A 24,322-nucleotide genomic window follows, 5' to 3' on the forward strand; every position below is an offset into this window, starting at 1 on the left:
TGTTCGCCGAGGTGCGGCTGCCGGAGTCGGCGGAGGCCGAGGCGGGTGCCTTCGGAGTGCATCCGGCGCTGTTGGACGCGGCGCTGCACGCGCTGGGCGTGAGCGGGACCGACAGCGCGGACGGTGCGGCCAAGCTGCCGTTCTCCTGGTCGGGTGTGACCGTGCACGCCGTCGGCGCGTCCGAGGTACGGGTGCGGTTGTCGCGTACGGGCCGTGATGTCGTGGCGCTGGAGCTGGCGGACGCCGAGGGCGTCCCGGTGGCGTCCGTGGCCGGTCTCGTGTTGCGGGCGTTCTCACCGGAGCAGTTCGCCGGGCCGGGTGCCGGTCAGGGTGATGCGCTGTTCCGCGTCGAGTGGTCGCCGGTGACTGCCGGCGGTTCGGTCGACGACTGGACGCTGGCGAGTGCCGGACTCCAGACCTTCGAGGACGATGGCGGCGTGGTTCCGGCGGTGCTGGTCGTGCCGTGCGTGGTCGACGAGCCGGTGCCGGACGTGCCCGGTGCGGTGCATGCGGAGACGGGCCGGGTGCTCGCGCTGGTGCAGGAGTGGCTGGGCGACGAGCGCTTCGCCGATTCGCGTCTGGTGTTCCTGACACGCGGCGCGGTGGCAGCTGTGCCCGGCGACGACGTGGCGGACCTGGTGCACGCCCCGGTGTGGGGCCTGGTGCGGTCGGCGCAGTCGGAGAACCCGGGCCGGTTCGGCCTGATCGATGTCGACGGTGAGATCGCCCTTGAGGTCGTCGCAGCGGTGCTGGCCACCGGTGAGCCGGAGATCGCCGTCCGGGACGGCGAGTTCCTGGCGCCTCGCCTGGCGCGGGCCGTCGCGGATCCCGACGCCGAACTTCCGCTCCTTGAGGGCACGGTGCTGGTGACGGGTGCCAGTGGTGCGCTGGGCGGTCTGTTCGCGCGTCACCTGGTGTCCGCGTACGGGGTACGGGACCTGCTGCTGGTCAGCCGCCGCGGCGAGGACGCCCCGGGAGCTGAGGACCTGACCGCTGAACTGGCGGAGCTGGGTGCGTCGGTGTCGTGGGCGGCGTGCGATGTGGCCGACCGGGACGCCCTGGCCGGGCTACTGGCGGAGCGTCCGCTGTCGGCGGTGGTGCACACCGCCGGTGTCCTGGACGACGGCGTGATCGCGTCCCTGGACCAGGAGCGCCTTTCGGCGGTCCTGCGTCCGAAGGTCGACGCCGCCTGGAACCTCCACCAACTCACGCAGGACATGGATCTGTCGGCCTTCGTGCTGTTCTCCTCCGCCGCCGGTGTCTTCGGTGGCGCCGGGCAGGCGAACTACGCGGCGGCCAACGTCTTCCTCGATGCTCTCGCCGCGCACCGCAGGGCGCAGGGCCTGGCCGCGACATCGCTGGCCTGGGGCCTGTGGGATGGCGGCATGGCCGGCGAGGTGGCACGTACCGGTCGGGGCGGCGTGGACGCCCTGACGGAGGACGAGGGCCTCGCCCTCTTCGACACCGCCCACGCCACCCAGGCCCCGGTCCTCGTGCCCATGAAGCTCGACCTGGCCGCGCTCCGCGCCCAGGCGGGCAGCGGGATGCTGCCGCCGCTGCTGAGCGGCCTGGTCCGCGTTCCCGCTCGCCGCGCCGCGAAGGCCGGTTCGGCCGCGGCGGGCAAGCTCGCCCGGCAGCTCGCGGCACTGCCCCAGGACGAGCGGGCCGAGGCCGTGCTCGATGTGGTGCGGGGTGAGGTGGCGGGTGTTCTGGGTCATGGTTCGCTCGACCAGGTGCCGGCGGATCGTGCGTTCAAGGAGCTGGGCTTCGACTCGCTGACCGCGGTGGAGCTGCGGAACCGGTTGGGTTCGGTGGCGGGTGTGCGGCTGCCGGCGACGCTGGTCTTCGACTACCCGACGGCCGGGGCGCTCGCGGAGTTCTTGCTGGGCGAGGTTCTGGGTCTGGTCGAGCAGCCGGCTGGCGCGGCGTTGGTGCCGGTGCGGGCCGGGGTGCTGGACGACGAGCCGATCGCGATCGTGGGCATGAGCTGCCGGTATCCGGGCGGGGTGGAGACCCCCGAGGATCTGTGGCGGCTGGTGCTGGGTGGCGGCGATGCGATCTCGTCGTTCCCGCAGGGTCGTGGCTGGGATCTGGACGCGCTGTTCGATCCGGACCCGGACGGCCGGGGCACCACCTACACGCAGTCGGGCGGCTTCCTGCACGACGCAGGTCGCTTCGACCCCGCCTTCTTCGGGATCTCGCCGCGCGAGGCCGTGGCGATGGACCCGCAGCAGCGTCTGCTGCTGGAGACCTCGTGGGAAGCCTTCGAACGCGCGGGCATCGACCCGGCCGCGATGCGCGGCAGCCACACCGGCGTCTTCGCCGGTGTGATGTACCACGACTACTCGAGTCGTCTGACGGCTGTTCCCGAGGGCGTCGAGGGATACCTCGGCACCGGCAATTCGGGGAGCATCGCGTCGGGTCGTGTGTCGTACGCGTTCGGGCTCGAAGGTCCGGCGGTCACGGTGGACACCGCGTGTTCGTCGTCGCTGGTGGCGCTGCACTGGGCGATCCAGGCGCTGCGCAACGGCGAGTGCACGATGGCGCTCGCCGGTGGTGTGACGGTCATGGCGTCGCCCGGCACCTTCACGGAGTTCAGCCGGCAGCGCGGCCTGGCCCCCGACGGCCGCATCAAGTCCTTCGCGGCCGCTGCCGACGGCACCAGTTGGGCCGAGGGCGCGGGCATGCTGCTCGTCGAGCGGCTGTCCGACGCCCGCCGCAACGGCCACCCGGTCCTCGCGGTGGTCCGCGGTTCCGCGATCAACCAGGACGGCGCGAGCAACGGCCTCACCGCCCCCAACGGTCCCTCCCAGCAGCGCGTGATCCGGCAGGCGCTGGCCAATGCCCGGCTCACTGCCGCCGAGATCGACGCGGTCGAGGCGCACGGCACTGGCACGACGCTGGGCGACCCGATCGAGGCCCAAGCCCTCCTGGCCACTTACGGCCAGGAGCACGGCGACAAGCAGCCGCTGTGGCTCGGCTCCGTCAAGTCCAACATCGGTCACACGCAGGCCGCAGCCGGTGTCGCGGGCATCATCAAGATGATCATGGCGATGCGTCACGGCGTGCTGCCGCGGACGCTGCACGTGGACGAGCCGACCCCGCACGTCGACTGGTCCGAGGGCGCCGTCTCCCTGCTGACCGACCAGATGGACTGGCCGGAGACCGGCCGCCCGCGCCGCGCCGGCATCTCGTCCTTCGGCATCAGCGGCACCAACGCCCACACGATCATCGAGCAGGCCCCCGACGACCTCGCCCCGAGCCGTGTCGTCGCCCACGCTCCCGCCGAGGACGACGGTTCCGTCCGCGCGTACGTGCTGTCGGCGAAGACCCCGGACGGCCTCCGCGACCAGGCGGCCCGCCTGCGGGCCCACCTGGAAGAGGCACCCGGCCTCGCCGCCGCCGATGTGGCGTACACCCTCGCCACCCGCCGCGCAGCCTTCGAGCACCGTGCGGTCGTCGTCGCCCCCGGCCGGGACGAGCTGCTGCGCGGCCTCGCGGCCGTGGAGGCCGACGGCCCGGCGGCCTCGGTGGTGCGGGGCACGGCGGGCGCCGGAAAGCTCGCCTTCCTCTTCACGGGGCAGGGCAGCCAGCGCCTCGGCATGGGCCGGGAGCTGTACGACACCTACCCGGTGTTCGCCGACGCGCTCGACGCGGTCTGCGCGCACCTCGACGTGCCGCTGAAGGACGTCCTGTTCGGCGACGACAGCGACCTGCTGAACGAGACCGCCCACACGCAGCCGGCGCTCTTCGCCGTCGAAGTGGCGCTCTACCGACTGGTCGAGTCGTGGGGCGTGAAGCCGGACTACCTCTCCGGCCACTCCATCGGCGAGATCGCCGCAGCCCACGTCGCCGGGGTGATGTCCCTGGCGGACGCCAGCACGCTGGTCGAGGCGCGCGGACGGCTGATGCAGGCACTGCCCACCGGCGGCGTGATGATCGCCCTCGAAGCGGCCGAGGACGAGGTCCTGCCGCTGCTGAACGAGCGGGTGAGCATCGCCGCCGTCAACGGGCCGCGTTCGGTGGTCATCGCGGGTGACGAGGACGCCGCGGTGGCCATCGCCGCGGAATTCCCGGACCGCAAGACCAAGCGGCTGACGGTCAGCCACGCCTTCCACTCCCCGCACATGGACGCCATGCTCGCGGACTTCCGCAAGGTCGCCGAGGGCCTGTCCTACGCCGCGCCCCGCATCCCCCTCGTCTCCAACCTCACCGGCGCCCTGGTCACCGACGAGGTGACGTCGCCCGACTTCTGGGTCCGGCACGTCCGTGAGGCCGTCCGCTTCCTCGACGGTATCCGTGCCCTTGAGGCCGCGGGCGTCACCACCTACCTCGAACTCGGCCCCGACGGAGTCCTCTCCGCCATGGCCCAGGACTGCCTGACGGAGGACGGGGCCTTCTTCGCCCCGGCCCTGCGCGGCGGCCGCCCCGAGGCCGAGACCGTCACCACCGCACTCGCCCAGGCCCACGCCACGGGAGTGACCGTGGACTGGGAGGCGTACTTCGCGCGGACCGGCGGCCGGCAGGTCGAACTGCCCACCTACGCCTTCCAGCGCGAGTGGTACTGGCTGGAGTCGGGCGGCCACTTCATCGGGGACGTCACGTCGGCCGGACTCGGTGCGGCGGACCACCCGCTGCTCGGCGCGGCGGTCGAACTGCCGGACTCGGACGGGGTCCTCTTCACCGGGCGCCTGTCGCTGACCACGCACCCGTGGCTCGCGGACCACGCGGTCATGGGCTCGGTGCTCCTGCCGGGCACCGCCTTCGTCGAACTGGCCCTGCGCGCAGGCGAGCAGGTCGGCAGCGAGGTCCTGGACGACCTGACGCTGGAGGCGCCGCTGGTGCTGCCGGAGTCGGGCGGTGTGCAGCTGCGGCTCTCCGTCGCCGGTGCGGACGACGACGGCCGGCGGGCCGTGGCGCTCCACTCGCGCGGCGAGAACGCGCCCGCCGACGAGCCGTGGACGCGGCACGCCGGCGGTGTGCTCGCCCCCGCGGCGGCGGTCCCCGCCCCCGCTTCCGACCTGGCGGCCTGGCCGCCGCCGGGTGCGGAGCCGATCGCCGTCGACGGGCTGTACGACGGCATGGCGGCCGCCGGATTCGACTACGGCCCGGTCTTCCAGGGCCTGCGCGCGGCCTGGCGACTCGGTGACGAGGTCTACGCCGAGGTGAGCCTCGACGAGGACGCGGCCGCGACGGCGGAGTGGTTCGGGCTGCACCCGGCCCTCCTCGACGCCACCCTGCACGCCGCCGGCCTCGGCGGACTCGTGGAGGACACCGGGCAGGGACGTCTGCCGTTCGCGTGGGGCGGAGTGCGCCTGCACGCCACCGGTGCGGCGGCGGTACGCGTCCGGCTGGCCCCGGCCGGCCGCGACACGGTGTCCCTGCACCTGGCCGACGCGACCGGGGCGCCCGTCGCCTCGGTGGAGTCGCTGGTGCTGCGGGCCGTTTCGCCCGAGCAGATCGGCGCCGCGGCGCGCGGCGGGCGCATGGAGTCGCTCTTCGAGGTCGACTGGACGGCGCTGCACCTCGCACCGGTGCCGGCCGCCCAGCAGCGCCCCGTGGCACTGCTCAGCGTCGACGGCTCCGGCCACGCGGGTCTCGACGCCGCAGGCGTCCGTTACGAGATGTGCGCGGGCCTGACCGCGCTCGCCGGCGAGGGCGAGGCCGTGCCGGAGGTCGTTGTGGTGCCGCTGGCCGTCGCCGCGTCCGACGACCTGCCGGGTGCCGCGCATGCCGGGACCGGGCGAGTGCTCGCACTGCTGCAGGAGTGGCTCGGCGACGAGCGGTTCACCGACGCGCGGCTGGCCTTCCTGACCCGGGGCGCGGTGGCCTCCGTCGAGGACGACGAGGTTGCGGACCTGGCGCATGCCCCGGTGTGGGGCCTGGTGCGGTCGGCGCAGTCGGAGAACCCGGGCCGCTTCCTCCTGATCGACACCGACGACGCCGAAGCCTCCTACCAGGCGCTGCCCGCCGTGCTCGCCGCGGGCGAGCCGGAGGCCGCGGTGCGGGACGGCGCGGTGCGCGTGCCGCGCCTCGTCCGCGCGGTCGTGGCACCGGACGCCGCGCCGCTCGCCCTGGACGGCACGGTGCTGGTGACGGGCGCCAGTGGTGCGCTGGGCGGCCTGTTCGCCCGCCATCTGGTGACCGAGTACGGCGTACGGGACCTGCTCCTCGTCAGCCGCCGCGGCGAGGACGCCCCCGGTGCCGCGGACCTGACCGCCGAACTGGCCGGTCTGGGTGCGTCGGTGGCCTGGGCCGCGTGCGACGTGGCCGACCGCGATGCGCTGGCCGGGGTGCTGGCGGAGCGTCCGCTGTCGGCGGTGGTGCACACCGCCGGTGTGCTGGACGACGGCGTGATCGCGTCCCTGGACCAGGAGCGCCTGACGGCGGTCCTGCGTCCGAAGGTGGACGCGGCGTGGAACCTCCACGAACTCACGCAGGACATGGACCTGGCCGCGTTCGTGCTGTTCTCCTCCGCCGCCGGTGTCTTCGGCGGCGCGGGCCAGGCGAACTACGCCGCCGCCAACTCCTTCCTCGACGCCCTCGCCGCGCACCGCAGGGCGCACGGCCTGGCGGCGACGTCACTGGCGTGGGGCCTGTGGGACGGCGGCATGGCAGGCGAGCTGGAGGCCGGCGAGGTGTCCCGCCTCGGACGCGGTGGCGTCAACGCCCTGTCCGAGCAGGAGGGCCTGGCCCTCTTCGACACCGCCGCCGCCTCAACGACCGCGGCCTTCGTACCCGTCAAGCTCGACCTGACCGCCCTGCGTGCCCAGGTCACCGGCGGAGGCATGCTGCCGCCGCTGCTCAGCGGTCTGGTCCGGGTCCCCAACCGGCGCGCGGCGGGTGCCGCCGACGGCGGTACGCAGGGAGGCGCAGCCCTTCGGGAGCGCCTGGCCGGCCTGTCGAAGGAGGGACGCGAGGAGGCGCTGCTGGAGCTGGTCCGCGGTCACGTCGCGGGCGTGCTCGGCTTCGCCGGTCCCGAAGCGGTCGACGGCGCACGGTCGTTCAGCGACGTCGGCTTCGACTCCCTCACCGCGGTCGAGCTCCGCAACCGCCTGGGCGCGGCAACGGGGGTGCGGCTGCCGGCCACGCTCGTCTTCGACTACCCGACCCCGAACGCCATCGTGGAATTCCTGCGCGACGAGCTCTGGCAGGGCGGCGCCGCGGCGGTTCCCCCGCTGCTCGCCGAACTGGACCGCCTGGAGCGGACGCTCGTCGAAGCCGTACCGGACGACGACGGCCGGAACCGGATCACCGAGCGGCTGCAGGCCCTGCTGGCGGCGTGGAGCGCGGCCGGTGAGACCGAGGGCTCCGACGGCGCCGACGTGGCCGAAGTGCTGGAGACCGCCACCGATGACGACCTCTTCGACTTCATCGGCAAGGAATTCGGGATCTCCTGACGCGACGGGTCCGGCCCGCCCTTCCCACGACTCCGCCTTTCTGACTTCCGTACGAGGGATGCAAGCATGAACGAGGAAAAGCTTCGGTACTTCCTGAAGCGCGTGACGGCCGATCTCCACGAGACCCGTCGCCGGCTTCAAGAGGTCGAGTCGTCGGAGGCGGAGCCGATCGCGATCGTCGGCATGAGCTGCCGCTACCCGGGCGGCGTCGAGTCGCCCGAGGACCTGTGGCGGCTCGTGTCGGAGGGGGCCGACGCCATCTCCCCGTTCCCCACCGACCGGGGCTGGGACATGGAGCGGCTGTTCGACGCCGACCCCGACGGGCAGGGCACGAGCTATGTGCAGCAGGGTGGCTTCCTGCACGACGCCAACTGGTTCGACCCCGCGTTCTTCGGGATATCGCCGCGTGAGGCACTGGCGATGGACCCGCAGCAGCGGCTCCTGCTGGAGACCTCGTGGGAGGTGTTCGAGCGGGCCGGCATCGACCCGGCCTCGCTGCGCGGCAGCCGGACCGGCGTCTTCGCCGGCGTCATGTACCACGACTACGCGGCGCGCCTGCGGTCCATCCCCGAGGAGGCCGAGGGCTACCTCGTCACCGGCGCCTCCAGCAGCGTCGCCTCGGGCCGCGTGTCGTACACCTTCGGCCTGGAGGGGCCGGCCCTCACCGTCGACACGGCCTGCTCGTCCTCCCTCGTCACCCTGCACCTCGCCATGCAGTCGCTCCGCAAGGGCGAGTGCTCGCTCGCCCTCGCCGGCGGCGCCACCGTCATGGCCACGCCGGGCACCTTCACCGAGTTCAGCCGGCAGCGCGGCCTGTCCTTCGACGGCCGCTGCAAGTCCTTCGCCGACGCGGCCGACGGCACCGGCTGGGCCGAGGGCGCGGGCATGCTGCTGGTCGAGCGCCTCTCGGACGCCCGCGCCAACGGCCACCCCGTGCTCGCCGTGGTCCGCGGCTCCGCCGTCAACCAGGACGGCGCGAGCAACGGCCTCACCGCCCCCAACGGCCCTTCCCAGCAGCGGGTGATCCGCGCCGCCCTGGCCGACGCGCGCCTCACACCCTCCGACGTCGACGCCGTCGAGGCGCACGGCACGGGCACCACGCTGGGCGACCCCATCGAGGCGCAGGCCCTGCTGGCCACTTACGGCAAGGAGCACAGCGACGAGCAGCCGCTGTGGCTGGGCTCGATCAAGTCGAACATCGGCCACACGCAGGCCGCCGCCGGTGTCGCGGGCATCATCAAGATGGTCATGGCGATCCGCAACGGCAGGCTCCCCAGGACCCTGCACGTGGACAAGCCCTCGTCCAACGTGGACTGGTCGGCCGGCGCGGTCTCCCTCCTCACGGAGGGTCAGGAGTGGCCGGAGACCGGTCGCGCGCGCCGGGCCGCCGTCTCGTCGTTCGGCGTCAGCGGCACCAACGCGCACATCATCATCGAGGAAGCGACCGCCCCCGCTCCTGCGGAGGCCGAGACCGAGACCGACGCCGAGGTCGCGGAGACCGCCGACGAGGCGGCGACCGCGGAGCCGGAGCAGCCTCCCGTCCTGATCGCGTCGAGCCTTTCCGACGTCCTGCCCTGGACCCTGACCGCCAAGAGCGAGAACGCGCTGCGCGGCCAGGCCGAACGCCTCCTCGCCCACCTGGAGGCCCATCCCGCCCTGCGCCCCGCCGACGTGGGCCACTCCCTGGCCACCACCCGCGCCGCACACGCACGACGCGCGGTCCTGGTCGGCCGCGAGCGTGCCGACTACGTACGGGCCCTCACCGCTCTTGCGGAGGGCGAGCCGTCGTCCCACGTCGTCCAGGGGTCGACCCTCGGCGGCAAGACGGTGTTCGTCTTCCCGGGGCAGGGCTCGCAGTGGGTCGGTATGGCGGCGGAGTTGCTGGATTCCTCGCCGGTGTTCGCGGAGCGGCTGGGGGAGTGCGCGCGGGCGTTGGAGCCGTTCACCGATTGGTCGCTGGTGGATGTGCTGCGTGGTGTGGAGGGTGCTCCGTCGCTGGAGCGCGTGGACGTGGTCCAGCCTGCGTTGTTCGCGGTGATGGTGTCGCTGGCGGAGGTGTGGAAGGCGGCCGGGGTGCGTCCGGCTGCGGTGATCGGGCACTCGCAGGGCGAGATCGCGGCCGCGTGCGTTGCCGGGATCCTCTCGCTGGAGGATGCCGCCCGGGTGGTGGCTCTGCGCAGTCAGGCGATTGGCCGGGTGCTGGCCGGTCTGGGCGGGATGGTGTCGGTGGCGCTGCCGGCCGCGCAGGTGCGGGAGCGGATCGCTGCGTGGGGCGAGGACCGGATCTCGGTTGCTGCGGTGAACGGCCCGTCGTCCGTGGTGGTGTCCGGTGAAGTGCAGGCGCTGGAGGAGTTGCTGGCCTCGTGTGAGGCGGATGGCGTTCGGGCGCGGCGGATCGCGGTGGACTACGCGTCGCACTCCGCTCAGGTCGACCTCCTCGAAGAAGAACTCGGGAAGCTTCTTGCGCCGATCACCCCGGGTGAGGCGCAGGTGCCGTTCCTGTCGACGGTGACCGGCGAGTGGATGACCGGTCCGGAGCTGGACGGCGGTTACTGGTTCCGGAACCTGCGTCAGACGGTGGAGCTGGAGCAGGCGGTCCGGACGCTGCTGGAGCAGGGCTTCGGTGTGTTCATCGAGTCCAGCCCGCACCCGGTTCTCACCGTCGGTTTGCAGGAGACCGTCGAGGACTCCGGTCGTGACGCCGCGGTCCTGGGTTCGCTGCGTCGCAACGAAGGCGGTCTGGAGCGGTTCTGGCTGTCGCTGGGTGAGGCTTACGTCCACGGTGCGTCCGTGGACTGGCAGGCGGTGTTCGCCGGGACCGGCGCACAGCGCGTGGACCTCCCCACCTACGCCTTCGAACGCGAGCACTACTGGCTCGACGCCGGAACCATCGGCTGGGATGTGACCTCGGCCGGCTTCCGCTCCGCCGACCACCCGCTGCTCGCGACCTCCGTGGCGCTCGCCGACGCCGAGGGCCTGCTCCTCACCGGCCGGCTGTCGCTCGACACGCACCCGTGGCTCGCCGACCACGCCGTCTCCGGCACGGTGCTGCTCCCCGGTACGGCCTTCGTCGAACTGGCCGTTCGCGCCGGCGACCAGGTCGGCTGCGGCCTGGTCGAGGACCTGACCCTGGAAGCCCCGCTGGTGCTCCCCGAAGAGGGCGCCGTCGAGTTGCAGATCAGCGTCGGCGCGCCCGACGAGTCGGGACGCCGCCCGGTCGCCTTCCACTCCCGCGCCGACCGTGCCGGCGACGACGAGCCGTGGGTGCGGCACGCGACCGCGGTCCTGGCGGACAGGGCGGAGGAGCCGGCGTTCGACCTGGCGGCGTGGCCGCCGGCCGGCGCCGAGCCCGTCGCGATCGACGGACTGTACGAGGCGCTGGCCGTGGCCGGGTTCGAGTACGGCCCGCTCTTCCAGGGACTGCGAGGGGTCTGGCGCGAGGGTGAGGACGTCTTCGCCGAGGTGAACCTCGGGGACGAGACCGAGCCGGACGCCGAGCAGTTCGGCCTCCACCCGGCCCTCCTGGACGGCGCGTTGCACGCCATCGGTGTCGGTGGCCTCGTCGACGACACCAGCCAGGGGCGTCTGCCGTTCGCGTGGTCGGGTGTGTCCGTGCACGCCGTCGGCGCGTCCGAGCTGAGGGTGCGGCTCTCGCGCGCGGGCCGCGACGCGGTGGCGTTGCAGGTGGCGGACGCCGAGGGCGCGCCGGTGGCGTCCGTGCGCAGTCTCGCGCTGAGGACGTTCTCGCCGGAGCAGTTCGCCGGACCGGGCGGCCGTCAGGGTGACGCGCTCTTCCAGGTCCAGTGGACGACCGTCCCGTCCGGCGGCTCCGCGGCTGCCGCCGCGGAGTGGACGACGCTCGGCGGCCCCGAGTCGGCGTACGCCGACCTGGCGGCGCTGGGCGCGGCGCTCACCGAGGGCGACGCCGTCCCCTCGGTGGTGGTCGTACCGTGCGTGAAGGACGATGCCGTACGGGAACTGCCCGACGCGGTGCACGCCGAGACCGGGCGGGCGCTGAGCCTGATCCAGGAGTGGCTGGCCGACGAGCGGTTCGCCGGCTCGCGCCTGGTGTTCCTGACCCGGGGCGCGATGGCCGTGCTTCCGGACGAGGACGTGACGGATCTTGCTCACGCCCCGGTGTGGGGCCTGGTGCGGTCGGCGCAGTCGGAGAACCCGGGGCGCTTCGGTCTGGTCGACCTCGACCTCGACCTCGACGGCGAGGGCGACGCCGAAGCGGACGCGCGGGCGCTGTCGTCGGCCCTGGCCTCCGGCGAGCCGGAGATTGCCATCCGGGCCGGGGAGTTCCTGGCGCCGCGCCTGGCGCGGGCCGTAGCGGATCCCGACGCCGAACTCCCGGTGCTGGATGGCACGGTGCTGGTGACGGGCGCGAGCGGCCTGCTGGGCGGGATGTTCGCGCGTCACCTGGTGACCGAGTACGGCGTGCGCGATCTGCTGCTGGTCAGCCGACGTGGCAGCGACGCCCCGGGTGCTGAGGACCTGACCGCTGAACTGGCAGAGCTGGGCGCGTCGGTGGCGTGGGCGGCGTGCGATGTGGCCGACCGGGATGCCCTGGCCGGGCTACTGGCGGAGCGTCCGCTGTCGGCGGTGGTGCACACCGCCGGTGTGCTGGACGACGGCGTGATCGCGTCCCTGGACCAGGAGCGTCTGTCGTCGGTGCTGCGTCCGAAGGTGGACGCGGCGTGGAACCTCCACCAGCTGACGCAGGACATGGACCTGGCGGCGTTCGTGCTGTTCTCCTCCGCCGCCGGTGTCTTCGGCGGCGCCGGTCAGGCGAACTACGCGGCGGCGAACGTCTTCCTGGACACGCTGGCCGCGCACCGCAGGTCGCGGGGTCTGGCGGCGACGTCGCTGGCATGGGGTCTGTGGGACGGCGGCCTGGCGAGCGACCTGGACGCCGATGACGTCTCGCGCCTGGGACGCGGCGGTGTGAATGCCCTCTCGGAGCAGGAGGGCCTGGCGCTCTTCGACACCGCCACGGCTTCCGGCACCGCGCTGTTCGTGCCCGTCAAGCTCGACCTGGCCGCCCTGCGTGCCCAGGTCGCCGGTGGCGGGATGCTGCCGCCGCTGCTCAGCGGCCTCGTTCGCGTCCCCAACCGGCGTGCCGCCCGCGCTGCTTCGGCCTCCGCAGGCAAGCTGGCCCGGCAGCTGGCCGCCCTGCCCGTGGCCGAGCGCGAGGCGTCTGTACTGGAACTCGTCCGCACCCAGGTCGCCTCGGTGCTCGGGTTCGACGGCCCGGACGCGGTCGACCCGGCACGCGCGTTCAGCGAGGTCGGCTTCGACTCGCTGACCGCCGTCGAACTGCGCAACCGGCTCGGCACCGCGACCGGAGTGCGGCTGCCCGCCACCCTCGTCTTCGACTACCCGACGCCCACCGTCCTGGCCCGGTACCTCACCGCCGAACTGCTCGGCTCGCAGGAAGCGGCCGCTCAGACCAGGGTCGCGGTCCGCGACGACGAGCCGATCGCGATCGTGGCGATGGCCTGCCGCTTCCCCGGCGGGGTCCGGTCTCCCGAGGGCCTGTGGGACCTGGTTTCGCAGGGGCGGGACGCCATCTCCGAGATGCCGGACGACCGCGGCTGGGACATCGCCGAGCTGTTCGACCCGGACTCCGACCGCCCGGGCACGACCTACAGCATGAACGGCGCGTTCCTGTACGACGCGCACCACTTCGACCCGACGTTCTTCGGGATGTCGCCGCGTGAGGCGCTGGCGACCGATCCACAGCAGCGGCTGCTGCTGGAGACGTCGTGGGAGGCGTTCGAGCGGGCCGGGATCGACCCGGCGACGGTGCGCGGCAGCCGTACGGGCGTCTTCGCGGGCGTGATGTACAACGACTACGGCACTCTGCTGCACCGCGCTCCGGAAGGCCTCGAGGGTTACATCGGTACGTCGAGTTCGGGCAGCGTCGCCTCGGGCCGGGTGTCGTACACCTTCGGCCTGGAGGGCCCTGCCGTCACGGTCGACACGGCGTGCTCGTCCTCGCTGGTGTCACTGCATCTTGCCGCTCAGGCGCTGCGCAACGGCGAGTGCGATCTGGCGCTGGCCGGCGGTGTCACGGTGATGGCGACGCCGGGCACGTTCGTGGCGTTCAGCATCCAGCGCGGTCTGTCCGCCGACGGGCGCTGCAAGCCGTTCGCGGCTGCCGCCGACGGCACGGGCTGGGGTGAGGGCGTCGGCATGCTGCTTGTGGAGCGGCTGTCGGACGCTCGCCGCAACGGCCACCCGGTTCTGGCGCTGCTGCGCGGCTCGGCCGTCAACCAGGACGGCGCGAGCAACGGCCTTACCGCGCCGAACGGCCCGTCGCAGCAGCGCGTGATCCGTGCCGCGCTCGCGAGCGCGAGCCTGTCGGCGGCAGAGATCGACGTGGTCGAGGCGCACGGCACCGGCACGACGCTGGGCGACCCGATCGAGGCGCAGGCGCTGCTGGCGACGTACGGCCAGGAGCACAGCGACGAGCAGCCGCTGTGGCTCGGCTCGGTGAAGTCCAACTTCGGCCACACGCAGGCCGCCGCCGGTGTCGCCGGTGTGATCAAGATGGTGATGGCCCTGCGGCACGGGGTGCTGCCGCAGACCCTGCACGTGGACGCGCCCAGCCCGCATGTGGACTGGTCCGAGGGCGCGGTCTCGCTGCTCACGGAGCGCATGGACTGGCCGGAAACGGGACGACCCCGTCGCGCCGCCGTGTCGTCGTTCGGCATCAGCGGCACCAACGCCCACACGATCATCGAGCAGGCCCCCGACGGCCTCGCGCCGGCCGTCGGCGCGGCGGAGCCGGCGCCCACGGAGGACGCCGAATCGGCCCTGCCCTATGTGCTGTCGGCGAAGTCCGCGGACGCCCTGCGCGACCAGGCGTCCCGTCTGCGGGATTCCGGGCTCGCCGGTGCCGATGTGGCCTACACGCTCGCCACGAAGCGCGCGGCTTTCGAGCACCGCGCGGTGGTTGTGGCCTCAGGTCGGGACGAGCTGCTGCGCGGTCTGGCCGCCGTGGAGGCCGAGGGCCCGGCGGCGTCGGTGACGCGGGGGGCGGTGAGCTCCGGAAAGCTCGCCTTCCTCTTCACCGGCCAGGGCAGCCAGCGCCTGGGAATGGGACGGGAGCTGTACGACGCCTATCCGGTGTTCGCGCGGGCGCTGGACGCGGTGTGCGCGCACCTCGACATCCCGCTCAAGGATGTGCTGTTGGGGGACGACGCGGAGGCCTTGGACCGTACGGAGTTCACGCAGCCGGCGCTGTTCGCGATGGAAGTGGCCCTGTTCCGCCTGCTGGAGAGCTGGGGTGTGAAGCCGGACTTCCTGTCCGGGCACTCGATCGGTGAGATCGCCGCCGCGCATGTGGCCGGGGTGTTCTCGCTGGAGGACGCGTGCACGCTGGTCGAGGCGCGCGGGCGGCTGATGCAGGCGCTGCCGGGCGGCGGTGTGATGATCGCGGTGCAGGCGTCGGAGGACGAGGTCCTGCCGTTGCTGACCGAGCGCGTGAGCATCGCCGCCGTCAATGGCCCGCAGGCTGTGGTGATCGCGGGTGACGAGGACGCCGCTGTCGCGATCGTGGAGGCGTTCCCGGACCGGAAGTCCAAGCGCCTGACGGTCAGCCACGCGTTCCACTCGCCCCACATGGACGGGATGCTCGACGCGTTCCGTGAGGTGGTGTCGGGGCTCTCCTTCGAAGCCCCGCGCATTCCGGTGGTCTCGAACCTCACCGGTGCCGTGGTCACCGACGAGATGGCGTCGCCCGACTTCTGGGTCCGCCACGTCCGCGACGCGGTCCGTTTCCTCGATGGCGTCCGTGCCCTGGAGGCCGCAGGTGTCACGGCATACGTGGAGATCGGGCCGGACGGCGTGCTGTCGGCGATGGCCCAGGAGTGCCTGAGCGCCGAAGGCGCTGCCTTCGCCCCCGCCCTGCGGTCTTCCCGCCCCGAGGCGGAGACGGTGATCGGCGCTCTCGGCCTCGTGCACGTGCGCGGTGGCAGGGTGGACTGGGAGGCGTACTTCGCGGGGACGGGCGCCCGCCTGGCGGACGTCCCGACGTACGCCTTCCAGCAGGAGCGGTACTGGATCGACGTGCCGGTCGCGCAGGTCGGCGATGTGGCGTCGGCCGGTCTCGGGAGAGCGGAGCACCCGCTGCTGGGCGCGGCGGTCGAGCTCCCCGACTCCGAGGGGTTGCTGTTCACCGCTCGGCTGTCGCTCGACTCCCACCCGTGGCTGGCGGACCACGCCGTCTCGGGCGCGGTGCTGCTGCCGGGGACGGCGTTCGTCGAGCTGGCCCTGCACGCCGGTCAGCGGGCAGGCACCGAGCTGCTGGAGGAACTCACCCTGGAGGCGCCGCTCGTCCTGCCCGAACGCGGCGCGCTCCAACTGCAGATCAGCGTCGGAGCGTCCGACGAGGCGGGCCGACGGCCGGTCGCCTTCCACTCCCGCGCCGATCGCGCGGTGGACGAGGTGCCGTGGGTGCGGCACGCGACCGGACTGCTCGCGGAGCGGACGTCGGAGCCGGCGTTCGACCTGGCGGCGTGGCCGCCGCCCGGCGCGGAGCCGGTCGCGATCGACGGACTGTACGAGGCCCTGGCCATGGCCGGGTTCGCGTACGGATCGGTCTTCCAGGGGCTGCGCTCGGTGTGGCGCCGTGGCGAGGACGTGTTCGCCGAGGTCGCACTCGGTGACGAGACCGCCCCCGGGGCCGAGCAGTTCGGGCTCCACCCCGCGCTGCTCGACGCGGCCCTGCACGCCATCACCGTCGGCGGTCTCGTCGAGGACACCGGGCAGGGACGACTGCCGTTCTCCTGGTCGGGCGTGGCCGTGCACGCGGTGGGTGCGTCCGAGGTCCGGGTGCGGTTGTCGCGGGCGGGCCGTGACGTGGTGGCGCTGGAGCTGGCGGACGCCGAGGGCGAGCCGGTGGCGTCGGTGCGGGGTCTGGCGTTGCGGGCCTTCTCGCCGGAGCAGTTCGCGGGGCCGGGTGCCGGGAGCGGCGACGCTCTGTTCGAGGTCCGGTGGTCGCCTGTTTCCGGTGGTGGCACGGCGGTCGAGGACTGGATGCTGCTGGGCGCCGGGTCCCAGGTGTTCGCGGATCTCGCGGCGCTGGGCGCGGTGGCCGCGGAGGGCGGGACCGTCCCCGCGGTCATGGTCGTGCCGTGTGTGCCGGACGAGCCGGTTCAGGACGTCGCGGACGCCGTGCACGCGGAGACCGGGCGCGTGCTGGACCTGGTGCGGGAGTGGCTGGGCGACGAGCGGTTCGCCGACTCGCGTCTGGTGTTCCTGACGCGGGGCGCGGTGGCCGCTGCACCCGGCGACGGGGTCGCGGATCTGGTGCACGCCCCGGTGTGGGGCCTGATCCGTTCGGCTCAGTCGGAGAACCCGGGCCGGTTCGGTCTGATCGACCTCGACGGTGAGATCGCCCCCGAGGTCGTCGCGGCGGCGCTGGCCACCGGTGAGCCGGAAATCGCCGTCCGGGACGGACAGTTCCTGGCGCCTCGCCTGGCGCGGGCCGTCGCGGATCCCGACGCCGAACTCCCGGTCCTTGAGGGCACGGTGCTGGTGACGGGTGCCAGTGGTGCGCTGGGCGGTCTGTTCGCGCGTCACCTGGTGTCCGAGTACGGCGTACGCGATCTGCTGCTGGTGAGCCGCCGGGGTGGGGACGCCCCGGGTGCTTCTGAGCTGACGGCGGAGCTCACGGATCTGGGTGCGTCGGTGGTGTGGGCGGCGTGCGATGTGGCCGACCGGGACGCGCTGGCCGGGCTACTGGCGGAGCGTCCGCTGTCGGCGGTGGTGCACACCGCCGGTGTCCTGGACGACGGCGTGATCGCGTCCCTGGACCAGGAGCGCCTTTCGGCGGTCCTGCGTCCGAAGGTGGACGCCGCCTGGAACCTCCACCAACTCACGCAGGACATGGATCTGTCGGCCTTCGTGCTGTTCTCCTCCGCCGCCGGTGTCTTCGGTGGCGCCGGGCAGGCGAACTACGCGGCGGCCAACGTCTTCCTCGATGCTCTCGCCGCGCACCGCAGGGCGCAGGGCCTGGCCGCGACGTCGCTGGCGTGGGGTCTGTGGGACGGCGGCATGGCAGGAGAGCTGGCCGCCGGTGAGGTGTCGCGCCTCGGGCGCGGTGGCGTGAACGCCCTGTCGGAGCAGGAGGGCCTGGCGCTCTTCGACACCGCCACGGCTTCCGGTACCGCGCTGTTCGTGCCGATGAAGCTCGACCTTGGCGCTCTGCGTGCCCAGGTTGCCGGTGGCGGGATGCTGCCGCCGTTGCTCAGTGGTCTGGTCCGCGTCCCCAACCGGCGTGCCGCCCGGGCGGCTTCGGCCTCCGCGGGCAAGCTCGCCCGGCAGCTGGGCGCACTGCCCGAGAGCGAGCGGGCCGACGCCGTGCTCGACCTCGTCCGCGCCCAAGTGGCGGCGGTGCTCGGGTTCGACGGCCCGGAGGCGGTCGTACCGGCGCGCGCGTTCAGCGAGGTCGGCTTCGATTCACTGACGGCCGTCGAGCTGCGCAACCGGCTGAGCACCGCGACCGGTGTGCGGCTGCCGGCCACCCTCGTCTTCGACTACCCGACCCCGGCGGTCCTGGCCGACTACCTGCACTCCGAGCTGCTGGGCGGACAGCAGGCGATCGACGCCCCCGTGACGGTCGCGGTCCGCGACGACGAGCCGATCGCGATCGTGGCGATGGCCTGCCGCTTCCCCGGGGGTGTGCGCACTCCCGAGGATCTGTGGGAGCTGGTCTCGGAGGGCAGGGACGCCATCTCCGAGATGCCGGAGGACCGCGGCTGGAACATGGCCGAGCTGTTCGACCCGGACTCCGACCGCCCGGGCACGAGCTACAGCATGAACGGTGGATTCCTCCACGACGCGCACCACTTCGACCCGACGTTCTTCGGGATGTCGCCGCGTGAGGCCCTGGCCACCGACCCGCAGCAGCGCCTGCTGCTGGACACCTCGTGGGAGGCGTTCGAGCGGGCCGGCATCGACCCGGCCTCGGTGCGCGGCAGCCGTACGGGCGTCTTCGCGGGCGTGATGTACAACGACTACGGCACTCTGCTCCACCGCGCTCCGGAAGGCCTCGAGGGCTACATGGGCACCGCCAGTTCCGGCAGTGTCGTCTCCGGTCGCGTGTCCTACACCTTCGGTCTGGAAGGCCCTGCCGTCACGGTCGACACGGCCTGCTCGTCCTCCCTCGTGACGCTCCACCTCGCCGCCCAGGCGCTGCGCAACGGCGAGTGCGATCTGGCACTGGCCGGCGGCGTGACCGTGATGGCGACGCCGGGCACGTTCGTGGCGTTCAGCATCCAGCGCGGCCTGTCCGCCGACGGCCGCTGCAAGCCGTTCGCGGCCGCGGCCGACGGCACCGCGTGGGGTGAGGGAGTCGGCATGCTGCTCGTGGAGCGGCTGTCGGACGCCCGCCGCAACGGCCACCCGGTGCTCGCGGTGGTCCGCGGTTCGGCGATCAACCAGGACGGCGCGAGCAACGGCCTCACCGCCCCCAACGGTCCCTCCCAGCAGCGCGTGATCCGGCAGGCCCTGGCCAACGCCCGGCTCACCGCCGCCGACGTGGATGTCGTGGAGGCGCACGGCACCGGAACCAGGCTCGGCGACCCGATCGAGGCGCAGGCGCTGCTGGCGACGTACGGCCAGGAGCACAGCGACGAGCAGCCGCTGTGGCTCGGCTCGGTGAAGTCCAACTTCGGCCACACGCAGGCCGCCGCCGGTGTCGCCGGCATCATGAAGATGATCCTGGCCATGCGGCACGGTGTGCTGCCCAGGACGCTGCATGTGGACGAGCCCAGCCCGCACGTGGACTGGTCCGAGGGCGCGGTCTCGCTGCTGACCGAGCGGAGGGACTGGCCGGAGACCGGCCGCCCGCGCCGTGCCGGTATCTCCTCGTTCGGCATCAGCGGCACCAACGCCCACACGATCATCGAGCAGGCCCCCGACGACCCCGCTCAGCTGAGGAACGCGACGCCGCCCGCCGGCGAGCGCGTCCTACCCGTATGGGCCCACGTGCTCTCCGCGAAGTCCGCGGAAGCGCTGCGCGACCAGGCGTCCCGTCTGCGGACGCACCTGGAGAACACCGCGGGGACGGACGACCTCGCCGTCGCTTACACGCTCGCCACCAAGCGCGCGGTCTTTGAGCACCGAGCGGTGGTTGTGGCCTCGGACCGGGATGAGCTGCTGCGCGGCTTGTCCGCTGTCGAGGCCGAGGGCCCGGCGGCGTCGGTGACGCGGGGAGCGGTGAGCTCCGGGAAGCTGGCCTTCCTCTTCACCGGCCAGGGCAGCCAGCGCCTGGGAATGGGACGGGAGCTGTACGACGCCTATCCGGTGTTCGCGCAGGCGCTGGACGCGGTCTGCGCGCACCTCGACATCCCGCTGAAGGACGTCCTGTTCGGCGACGACAGCAACCTGCTGAACGAGACCGCCCACACGCAGCCGGCGCTGTTCGCCGTCGAAGTGGCCCTGTTCCGGCTGCTGGAGTCGTGGGGCGTGAAGCCGGACTACCTCTCCGGCCACTCCATCGGTGAGATCGCCGCCGCCCACGTGGCCGGGGTGTTCTCACTGGAGGACGCGTGCGCGCTGGTCGAGGCCCGTGGGCGGCTGATGCAGGCGCTGCCGGGCGGCGGCGTGATGATCGCGCTGCAGGCCTCGGAGGACGAGGTCCTGCCGCTGCTGAACGACCGCGTGAGCATCGCTGCCGTCAACGGCCCCCAGTCGGTCGTCATCGCCGGTGACGAGGACGCGGCGACGGCGATCACGGAGGCCTTCCCGGACCGCAAGTCCAAGCGCCTGACGGTCAGCCACGCCTTCCACTCGCCCCACATGGACGGAATGCTGGCGGACTTCCGCGAGGTCGCCGCGGGCCTGGCCTACGCCGCCCCGCGCATCCCCGTCGTCTCCAACCTCACCGGGGCCGTGGTCACCGACGAGATGACCTCGCCCGACTTCTGGGTCCGGCACGTCCGCGAGGCGGTCCGCTTCCTCGACGGCATCCGCGCCCTGGAGGCTGCGGGCGTCACCACCTACCTCGAACTCGGCCCCGACGGGATCCTCTCCGCCATGGCCCAGGAGTGCCTGACCACCGAAGGCGCCGCCTTCGCCCCCGCCCTGCGGTCTTCCCGCCCCGAGGCGGAGACGGTGACCGGTGCCCTCGGCCTCGTGCACGTGCGCGGTGGCAGGGTGGACTGGGAGGCGTACTTCGCCGGGACCGGCGCCCGCCTGGTGAACCTGCCCACGTACGCCTTCCAGCAGGAGCGGTACTGGATCGACGTGCCGGTCGCGCAGGTCGGCGATGTGGCGTCGGCCGGTCTCGGGCGGGCGGAGCACCCGCTGCTCGGAGCCGCGGTCGAACTCCCCGACTCCGAAGGACTGCTGTTCACCGGCCGCCTCTCGCTCGACTCCCACCCGTGGCTGGCCGACCACGCCGTCTCCGGCGCGGTGCTGCTGCCGGGGACCGCGTTCGTCGAACTGGCCCTGCACGCAGGCCAGCGGGCGGGCACCGAGCTGTTGGAGGAACTGACGCTGGAGGCGCCGCTCGTCCTGCCCGAACGCGGCGCGCTCCAGCTGCGGTTGTCGCTGGCCGAGCCGGACGCGAACGGGCGGCGCACGCTGCACGTGCACTCGCGCGCCGAGGCCGCGAGCGGCGAGAGCGGCCTGGACGTGCCGTGGACGCGGCACGCGAGCGGTCTCCTCGGCCCGGTGGCCGCGACGACCCCGCCGCCGGCGCTGGACGCGGCGGTCTGGCCCCCGGCCGGGGCGGAACCGCTGGACGTGACGGGTCTGTACGACGGCTTCGCCGCAGTCGGCTTCGCGTACGGCCCGGCGTTCCGCAACCTGCGGGCGGCCTGGCGCCGCGGTGACGAACTCTTCGCCGAACTGCTGCTGCCCGACGAGTCCTTGGCCCAGGCCGCGCAGTTCGGGGTCCACCCCGCGCTGCTGGACGCGGGCCTCCACGGCATCGTGCTGGGCTCCTTCCTCGTCGCCGACGACGAGCAGCCGGGGGAGGACGGCCCCCGCATGCGGCTGCCCTTCTCCTTCGGCGGTGTCGGCCTGCACGCCGTCGGCGCCGGCGCGCTGCGGGTGCGCCTGGCCCCCGCGGGTTCCGGCGCGGTCTCGCTCGCGGCGTTCGACGAGCGCGGCGAACCGGTCGTGTCGGTCGAGTCGCTGCTGCTGAGGGAGGTGAACCCCGCCGGGCTCCGGGCGGCGGGCCCGGCGTTCCACGAGTCGCTGTTCCGGCTGGAGTGGCCGGCTGTGACTGCTGGTGGCACCGCCCCGGAGACCGGAAGCTGGGCCGTGGTCGGTACGGACCCGCTCGGCCTCGAGGCCGCGCTGCGGGCAACGGGCGCCGCGGTAGAGGTGTACGCGGACCTGGACGTACTGGTCGGCGTGGTGGCGGCGGGCAAGCCGTCACCGGACACCGTGCTGGTCTCGTCCGTCTCATCCGTCGCCGCCGGCGCCGGGAGCGCGGCGCAGGTCGCGGAAGAGGCCCGGCGCGCGGCGCACTCCGCGCTCGCACTCGCGCAGGCGTGGTCGGCCGAGGAGTCGCTCGCCGCATCAAGGCTCGCGTTCGTGACGCGCGGCGCCGTCGAGGCCCGGCCCGGAGAGGGCGTACGGGACGTGGCCCACGCGGCGGTGTGGGGCCTGGTGCGATCGGCGCAGTCCGAGAACCCCGGCCGTTTCCTGCTGCTCGACCTCGACGCGGAGGACGACGGCGGCGACGCCCCGGAGCAGCTCGGCCCGCTCCTGGCGGCCGCCGCTGCCGCGCAGTCGGCCGGGGAGCAGCAACTCGCCCTCCGCGGGGGAGCGCTGCACGCCGCACGGCTGGCCAGGGTCCCCGCGGCGCGCCCCGACGCGACCGAGGCCACCGAGCCCGCCGAACCCACGGAGGACGCACAGGTCCCGGCCCTCGACCCGAAGGGCACCGTCCTCATCACCGGGGGCACCGGCGTGCTGGGCGCCCTCCTGGCCCGGCACCTGGTCACGGAGCGGGGCGTGGGGCACCTCGTGCTGACCAGCAGGCGCGGCCCCGACGCCGACGGAGCCGCGGAACTCGTCGCCGACCTCACCGCGCTCGGCGCCGAGGCGACCGTCGTCGCCTGCGACGCGTCCGACCGGGAGGCGCTGGAGGCGCTGCTCGCGGGCATCCCCGCCGAGCACCCGCTCACCGCGGTCGTCCACGCGGCCGGCCGCCTCGACGACGGACTCGTTCCGTCGCTGACCCCCGAGCGGATCGACACCGTCCTGCGTCCGAAGGTGGACGCGGCGCTGCACCTGCACGAGCTGACGCGGGACGCGGACCTCGCCGCCTTCGTGCTGTTCTCGTCGGTGGCCGGCACGCTCGGCAACCCCGGGCAGGCGAACTACGCGGCGGCGAACGCCTGTCTCGACGCCCTGGCCCAGCACCGGCGCGCGGCGGGGCTGCCCGCCGTGTCGCTGGCATGGGGACTGTGGGAGACGCCCAGCGGAATGACCGGCGAGCTCACGGCCGCCGACATGCAGCGCCTGGCGCGCGCCGGACTGTCCCCGCTGACCTCCGCGCAGGGCCTGGCCCTGTTCGACACGGCCTGCGCCCTGACCACCGCCGAGAACAGCGTCCTGGTCGCCATGCACCTGGACACCGCACCGCTGCGGGCCCGGGCGGAGGCCGGCGCCCTTCCGGCGGTCTTCCGCGGGCTGGTGCGCGGTGGGCCCCGCAGGGCCGCCGGGCACAGTGCCGGTGAGGCGGCGGCATCGGCGGCCGCCCGACGGCTCGCGGAGCTGCCGGGGCTGTCCGAGGAGGAGCAGGAGCGGGTGCTGCTCGACGTCGTGCGCGCCCAGGTCGCGGCCGTGCTCGCCTACCCCTCGCCCGACGCGGTGGGGGAGACCCAGGAGTTCCTGGAGCTCGGTCTGGACTCGCTGACCGCCGTGGAGCTGCGCAACCAGCTCAACGCGGCGACGGGCCTGCGGCTGCCCCCCACCCTGCTCTTCGACTACCCGACCCCCATCCTGGTCGCCGGACTGCTGCGCGCCGAACTCGCCGGGGCCTCCGGCGGCGCGCAGTCGCCCGCGGGGGACGCGGGCGAGGCGGGGAACGCCGCGGACGAGGGCTCCGGGGTGTTCGGCGCGATGCTCCAGGAGGCCGGGGCCCAGGGCACCTCGGGCCAGTTCATGGAAATGCTCATGCAGGCCTCGCGGTTCCGGCCCTCGTTCGCCTCTCCGGCCGAACTGCGCAAGGCACCCGCCTTCGTGCGGCTCTCCCGGGGTGAGTCGGGGCCCGGTGTGGTCTGCTTCCCCTCGATCCTGTCGATCTCGGGCCCGCACCAGTACGCCCGGTTCGCCTCCGGGTTCCGGGGTCACCGGGACGTGTGGGCGCTGGGTGTGCCGGGCTTCCTGCGCGGTGAGCAGCTGCCGACGTCCGTGGAGGCCGTGATCGACGCGCAGGCGGAGGCCGTGCTGCGGAACACGGGCGGCGCTCCGTTCGTGCTGCTCGGCCACTCGTCGGGCGGCATGCTCGCGCACGCGGTCGCCGAGCGGCTGGAGAGCGAGGGGACCCGTCCCGCGGCCGTGGTGCTGATCGACATCTACTCGCACGACGACGACGCGCTCGTGGGCCTGCAGCCCGGTCTCGGCCAGGGCATCGCCGAGCGCCAGGACACCTATGTGCCGGTCGACGACACCCGACTGCTGGCCATGGGCGCCTACTTCCGGCTCTTCGCGGGCTGGAAGCCGAGGGCGGTGACGTCGCCGACGCTGCTGGTGCGGGCCGGGGAGCGGTTCTTCGACTGGTTCCGGCCCACCGACGGCGACTGGCGTTCGTACTGGGACCTGGAGCACACCGCCCTGGACGTGCAGGGCGACCACTTCACCATGATGGAGCAGCATGCGGCGACGACCACGCGGGCCGTGGAGGAGTGGCTGACCGAGAACCTCTGACGGGCGACTGCCGGCCCGCG

At 73.4% G+C, this 24,322-nt stretch carries 1 protein-coding gene and 1 pseudogene (1 of these 2 running past the window's edge); both read left to right on the top strand.

All coding sequences use genetic code 11. From position 1 onward, the window contains the following. Window positions 1-7,400 carry the end of an SDR family NAD(P)-dependent oxidoreductase gene (locus ACIP9H_RS32415; RefSeq protein WP_401962388.1) on the top strand. Its footprint begins 20,134 nt before the window's first position, so 7,400 of the gene's 27,534 nt are visible here — the last part of the coding sequence; the start codon falls outside the window, past its left edge; its stop codon occupies window positions 7,398-7,400. A gap of 105 nt (window positions 7,401-7,505) precedes the next feature. Further along, window positions 7,506-24,302, top strand: a pseudogene (locus tag ACIP9H_RS32420) (type I polyketide synthase); the annotation flags it as partial. Window positions 24,303-24,322 lie beyond the last annotated feature (20 nt).

It is taken from the genome of Streptomyces sp. NPDC088732, from assembly GCF_044751205.1.
In the GTDB taxonomy this organism is placed as follows: domain Bacteria; phylum Actinomycetota; class Actinomycetes; order Streptomycetales; family Streptomycetaceae; genus Actinacidiphila.